Source organism: Mesorhizobium sp. M4B.F.Ca.ET.017.02.2.1, assembly GCF_003998955.1.
Taxonomy (GTDB): domain Bacteria; phylum Pseudomonadota; class Alphaproteobacteria; order Rhizobiales; family Rhizobiaceae; genus Mesorhizobium; species Mesorhizobium abyssinicae.
On sequence record NZ_RZOF01000436.1, the window covers coordinates 1 to 4,520 of the forward strand.

The 4,520-nt window shown below is 64.1% G+C and carries 7 protein-coding genes, 1 tRNA gene and 1 pseudogene; 3 read left to right on the plus strand and 6 right to left on the minus strand.

The features are described 5' to 3' along the window. The coding region (locus EN738_RS31305) for an energy transducer TonB (RefSeq protein WP_145966986.1) at nucleotides 1-689 on the plus strand (689 nt) is incomplete at its 5' end. A 31-nt stretch (nucleotides 690-720) separates the two neighbouring features. Here the strand turns inward: EN738_RS31305 and EN738_RS31310 are convergent. The 4 genes from EN738_RS31310 to EN738_RS31325 all read right to left on the minus strand — a co-directional run bounded on the left by EN738_RS31310 (nucleotide 721) and on the right by EN738_RS31325 (nucleotide 2,405). Further along, entirely contained in the window at nucleotides 721-939 is a 219-nt protein-coding gene (locus tag EN738_RS31310; protein ID WP_127286976.1) for a hypothetical protein, read from the minus strand. A gap of 126 nt (nucleotides 940-1,065) precedes the next feature. Then, on the minus strand, nucleotides 1,066-1,251 hold the full coding sequence (locus EN738_RS31315; RefSeq protein WP_127286977.1) for a hypothetical protein: 186 nt from the start codon (nucleotides 1,249-1,251) through the stop codon (nucleotides 1,066-1,068). A 213-nt stretch (nucleotides 1,252-1,464) separates the two neighbouring features. Then, nucleotides 1,465-1,848, minus strand: coding sequence for a glycoside hydrolase family 99-like domain-containing protein (locus EN738_RS31320; protein ID WP_245478259.1), 384 nt, complete (start codon nucleotides 1,846-1,848; stop codon nucleotides 1,465-1,467). 481 nt (nucleotides 1,849-2,329) lie between these two features. Further along, nucleotides 2,330-2,405: transfer RNA gene (locus tag EN738_RS31325), tRNA-Ala, on the minus strand. Nucleotides 2,406-2,554: 149 nt separating this feature from the next. On the opposite strand from EN738_RS31325, the gene EN738_RS31330 reads away from it, so the two are divergent. Continuing rightward, the gene (locus EN738_RS31330) at nucleotides 2,555-2,845 is read left to right on the plus strand and encodes a YggT family protein (protein ID WP_127286979.1); all 291 of its coding nucleotides are present in this window, start codon (nucleotides 2,555-2,557) and stop codon (nucleotides 2,843-2,845) included. A 9-nt stretch (nucleotides 2,846-2,854) separates the two neighbouring features. Continuing rightward, nucleotides 2,855-3,181, plus strand: a complete 327-nt coding sequence (locus EN738_RS31335; RefSeq protein ID WP_127286981.1) for a DUF167 family protein — start codon at nucleotides 2,855-2,857, stop codon at nucleotides 3,179-3,181. 276 nt (nucleotides 3,182-3,457) lie between these two features. On the opposite strand, the gene EN738_RS31340 is transcribed toward EN738_RS31335, so the two are convergent. Then, a complete protein-coding gene (locus EN738_RS31340; RefSeq protein ID WP_127286980.1) occupies nucleotides 3,458-4,339 on the minus strand; it encodes a MurR/RpiR family transcriptional regulator in 882 nt (293 codons plus the stop codon). A 30-nt stretch (nucleotides 4,340-4,369) separates the two neighbouring features. Continuing rightward, nucleotides 4,370-4,520: pseudogene (locus EN738_RS36585) on the minus strand (ABC transporter); the annotation flags it as partial.

The following is a 4,520-nucleotide window of genomic DNA, read 5'->3' on the forward strand; positions in this document are numbered from 1 at the left end:
CTGCTCGCTCAGCGCGGCGACCGTCGGCGCTGCCGGCGCCTGAGCCGGTTACCGAAGAGGCGGAACCGACCGCCGAACAGCCGGTCGCGACCGCGCCGGCAGCGCCGACGGTCGCCGCGCTGAGCGAGCAGCAGCCGCTGGACGAAGTGGTCCCGGACGTCGTCGAGACGGTGGCGCCCGAAGTCGTCATCCCGTTGCCGCAGCCGAAGCCGGTGGATGCGCCGGCGGAACCCAAGGTCAAGAAGCCGGTTGAGGCCAAGGCGAAGAAGCCCGTCGACAAGCAGCGACCGAAGAAGGAGAAGCCGGCGCCGGCGGAGACGGCGATGGCGGCCAGCGTCGACGCCAGGCCGGCCGCGCGCATGGCGGCGCCGAAGGCAACGGAGGGAGCGCAGCGGTCCGGCGCCAGTCCGGCGCGGTGGAATTCCAGCCTGGCGGCGTGGATCAGGCGGCACACGCGCTATCCGAGCGCGGCCCGGTCGAGGCGGGCCGAAGGCAGCCCGAACGTAACCTTCACGGTCGATTCCTCCGGCCGGGTAGTCTCCGCCCGGCTGGCGCGGTCTTCCGGCGACGCCGACCTCGACCGCGCGGCAATCGGCGCGCTGCAAGGCGCCTCGGTGCCGGCGCCGCCACCCGAACTCGGCGCCCGCGTCACCCGCACCGCGCCGTTTGTTTTCAGTCTGCGGAACTAGAGCATGGAGACTTTGTCCCCGCGGCGCAGCCCTAAAGGTGCACGATCGCCGGAAGCTTGAGGCGCATCCGCTGGCTTTCGGCGAAGGCCAGGGCAAAGGATCCCGGCTCGAACGAGTAGGTGCGTTCCTCCTCGTCCTCGAGGACCCGGACAAAACATTGCCTGTCCGTCTCGACCAGTTCAATCCGCGTGCCCGAAGGGCCGCCATAGCGGTCCAGATAGGCACGCGCTTCGCGTTGTGAATAAGGCACGGCTTCCTCCCATCCGACGAAAACATGCACTGACGCTAATGAACCTTTGGGCCGCGAGAGACTATGACGTAGCTCACATGGGCTCGGCGTTTCGGGCAGCGATCGGCGCGGCCTGACCGGCCGGCCTCAGCGCCTGCCCGAAAAAATCATCTGCGCGAGCTTCTTCCTTTCATGCATGGCGGGGCCGGCCTGCCAGCCGACGTCCTGCTGCAGGTTCGGCGGCAGGGCGTCCATCATGTACCTGGTCTTGGCGCTGTTGTGCGCACGCATGATCAGGCGGCTGTAGTCGGCCAGGCTTCCGAGCATCGACATCGGCATTGTCCTTCGCGTCGTTGCGACGGCGAAGTGATCGCCGTCGCATGATGCAGGAAGGATGTGCCGGGTCCGTTTCGGGGGGATGGCACGAAAAGGCACGGGCTGTTTCCGGAATCATCGGTTTGGAAACATTGGCATGCAAATGACTTCGATCGCCTTGCTGTCAGGACAATCCCGGCGAAGCGGCAAGAACGGCTCCGGAATCCTTTGTCACATGTCGGCTGCCGGCGGGGCCGACAGGACATCCCGCGTCTGCTGCAGATAGGCGTAGCCGTAGCGGGCATCGGGCTCCAGATAGGCCCCCTCGGCCCATTCGTTCCAGGCGTTGACGAATATCAGGCGGCTGTCGAAATCGGCAAAACGATCGGATGTGTCGACGACCGCGTTGCTCAGCCATACGCGAGAACTTCTATCACTCTGCGCGCCTTCGGATGGTCGACTGTCCGGGCGTCTAGGTCTTTTCCCAAAACCTCGTAAACGTGAAGTCAGATGACTTTTGCGACGAAGGCAAAGGGACAGTGGCCTGATTGTCAGTGCCGAAATCGTAGCTGCCAAACGCGCTATCGAAATCGAGTACGGCTTGGCAGTACGCACCGTTCGCGCGCCGGTACTCGTTGAGGAGCATTCGCCGCGACTTATCCGGCATATCCGTGGACCGACCAAACTCCTCAAGAATCCGATCCATCATGAAGTTGTCGAGAGAATTCACATCCGCTGCTTCTTTGAAAGTCTCGGCGTTCGGAACGCGTGCGCCTGCAATAGCGTGCTGGAAACTCGATATCACAAGCGGGGATAGGTGCCCGTTCTCTCTGATGGATCCGTTGCGCCCCACCAGAGGGGCTACGCAGCTGAGGCTGTGCGCTGCTAGCAATGCTTCGCAACGATCCCTGGTAACCAGAGATAGTCGAATAGCTGTCGCAGCTCCCTTGGGGTGCAACGGTCTAGGTATGGGGTATCGATAGTAGAAGATTCCGTGTCGGGAGCGTGACAGGTAGGCGGGCATGCGCATAGCAATGGCTCACTTGGTTGTCCCACCAGCGAAAACCCATTGCTAAGGCTTTGATTTTAGATCCGCTGGTGGAGCTGAGGGGGATCGAACCCCTGACCTCATCATTGCGAACGATGCGCTCTCCCAGCTGAGCTACAGCCCCGTCCAGCGGATGGCGCATTTATCGGGCGCGACCGTTTCGTGTCAAGGCGAAACGACCCGACATCTGCCGTCCGCTCCGGCATGCGCGCAAGGCGGCTCTTGCCGCTTTGGCCGGCAATGGCTACATGTCGGCAACAATTGGAGACCGGCATGATCGCCCTTATTCAGACCATCGTCATGGCGCTTGACCTCTACTGGTGGATCATCATCGCCTCGGCGATCTTTTCCTGGCTCTATGCCTTCAACGTCGTCAACTCGCGCAACCAGTTCGTCGGCACCATCGGCAACGTGCTCTACAGGCTGACCGAACCGGCGCTCAGGCCGATCCGCCGTTTCATGCCCGATCTCGGCGGCGTCGACATCTCGCCGATCATCCTCTTGCTGATCATTTTCTTCATCCGCCAGTTCCTGCTGACCACGGTGCTGTCGCTGGTCGTCTGAGGCATGAGCATGCCGCCGTTCCGCTCGCGCGACGACGGCATAGACCTGTTCGTCCGGCTGACGCCGAAGGCGGCGCTCGATCGGATCGAGGGCGTCGAGACGACAGCCGACGGCAGAAGCCACCTCAAGGCCCGTGTGCGCGCCGTGCCGGAAAACGGCGCCGCGAATGCCGCGCTGGTAAAACTGGTTGCCAAGGCGCTGGGCGTTCCGGGGTCGTCGGTGTCGGTTGTCGCGGGAGGCACGGCGCGGCTGAAGACGCTGCGGATAGTGGGAGATGCGGCTGAGCTGGCGAAGCGCATCGAGGCATTGAGCGGCGGCCAAGGCAAACCGCATTGATGGCTGCTAATCATATCGTCGGTCGGCGCTGCCCCTCATTGCCCTGCCGGGCATTTCTCCCCGTATAGTGACGGGGAGAAAGATGCCGTCGCCGGCGATTTCGCCAACCATAAACGTTGCAGAAAATTGCGCTGCGGGCGCGGCCAGCCCTCTTCTCCCCGTTTACGGGGAGAAGGTGCCGGCAGGCGGATGAGGGCGGCGCGACGATTCCAGGATTGGCTCGGTTCTCACCGAATGTCCCCATTCGGCATCCCGTGACCATGGAAAGATGACCCCTCAATCCCCCAGCGGCAGGCGGGGATCGTCGACCTTCAGCGTGTTCACGCTCTGCTTGATGCGGCGCAGGTTCTCCAGCACCTTCGGGCCGCGTGTCTCGGCGACCGAGGTCACGATCATGTCGACGATGGCGAGCAGCGCATAGCGCGACGAGGTCGGCTTGTAGATGTTGCCGTCCTCGAACGACTGCAGATGGATGACCGTGTCGGCGGCCTTGGCGAGCACGGAGTCCGGGGCGGTGACGGCGACCGTTGTGGCGCCATATTGCTGGGCGACCTGCACCGCTTCGATGACCGATCGCGCATAGCCCGACACCGAAAAGGCGACAAGCGTGGTCTCGGGCGTGGCGACGGCGGCATACATGCGCTGCAACTGTCCGTCGATCTGCGCCAGCACCGGCAGGCCCAGCCGGAACAGCCGGTTCTGCATTTCGGTCGCCATCATCGAGGAGATGCCGCCGGAGCCGATGCACAAGACGTTGCCCGAGGTTGCAATGCGCGCGGCGACGCCGACCAGCGTCGTCATGTCGAGACTCTCGCTGGCGCGCTGGATGGCCGATATCGCCGCCTCGGTGATGGCGGATGCGATGCGCTGCTCGCGGGCGTCGCGGCTCAGCGGCTCCGGCGACAGGTACTGGCCGCCGATGGCGATCGCCTGCGCCAGGTAGAACTTGAAATCACGCAGGCCCTCGCAGCCGAGATTGCGGCAGAAGCGGGTGACGGTCGGCTCGCTGACGCCGACACGCGCCGCGATCTCCGAGATCGCCGCCTTGGAGGCGAAGTCGAGGTCGGACAGAACGAGGCCGGCCAGCCGACGGTCCGACTTGGTGCCGTCCTGCGACATCAGTTGCAGCCGCGTGATGATGTCGGCAGGCGTCTTCATGTTCGGGGCTTCGTCTTCATCGGGGTGACTTCATAGCGGCAGGCCCGTCGCCTTGTCGAACAGATGGATGTTGCGCGGCTCGACCGTGACCGGCAGGCGGTCGCCCGGCCGCACCTGCACCCGGTCGCGGAACACCGCGCGCACCGTGTCGCCGCCGACCGAGCCGTAGACATGGGGTTCC

Excerpts from the sequence above, each read along its gene's own strand:
- EN738_RS31340 (WP_127286980.1), bottom strand. The coding sequence starts at position 4,339 with ATGAAGACGCCTGCCGACATCATCACGCGGCTGCAACTGATGTCGCAG.
- EN738_RS31330 (WP_127286979.1), top strand. The coding sequence starts at position 2,555 with ATGATCGCCCTTATTCAGACCATCGTCATGGCGCTTGACCTCTACTGG.
- EN738_RS31335 (WP_127286981.1), top strand. The coding sequence starts at position 2,855 with ATGCCGCCGTTCCGCTCGCGCGACGACGGCATAGACCTGTTCGTCCGG.
- EN738_RS31315 (WP_127286977.1), bottom strand. The coding sequence starts at position 1,251 with ATGTCGATGCTCGGAAGCCTGGCCGACTACAGCCGCCTGATCATGCGT.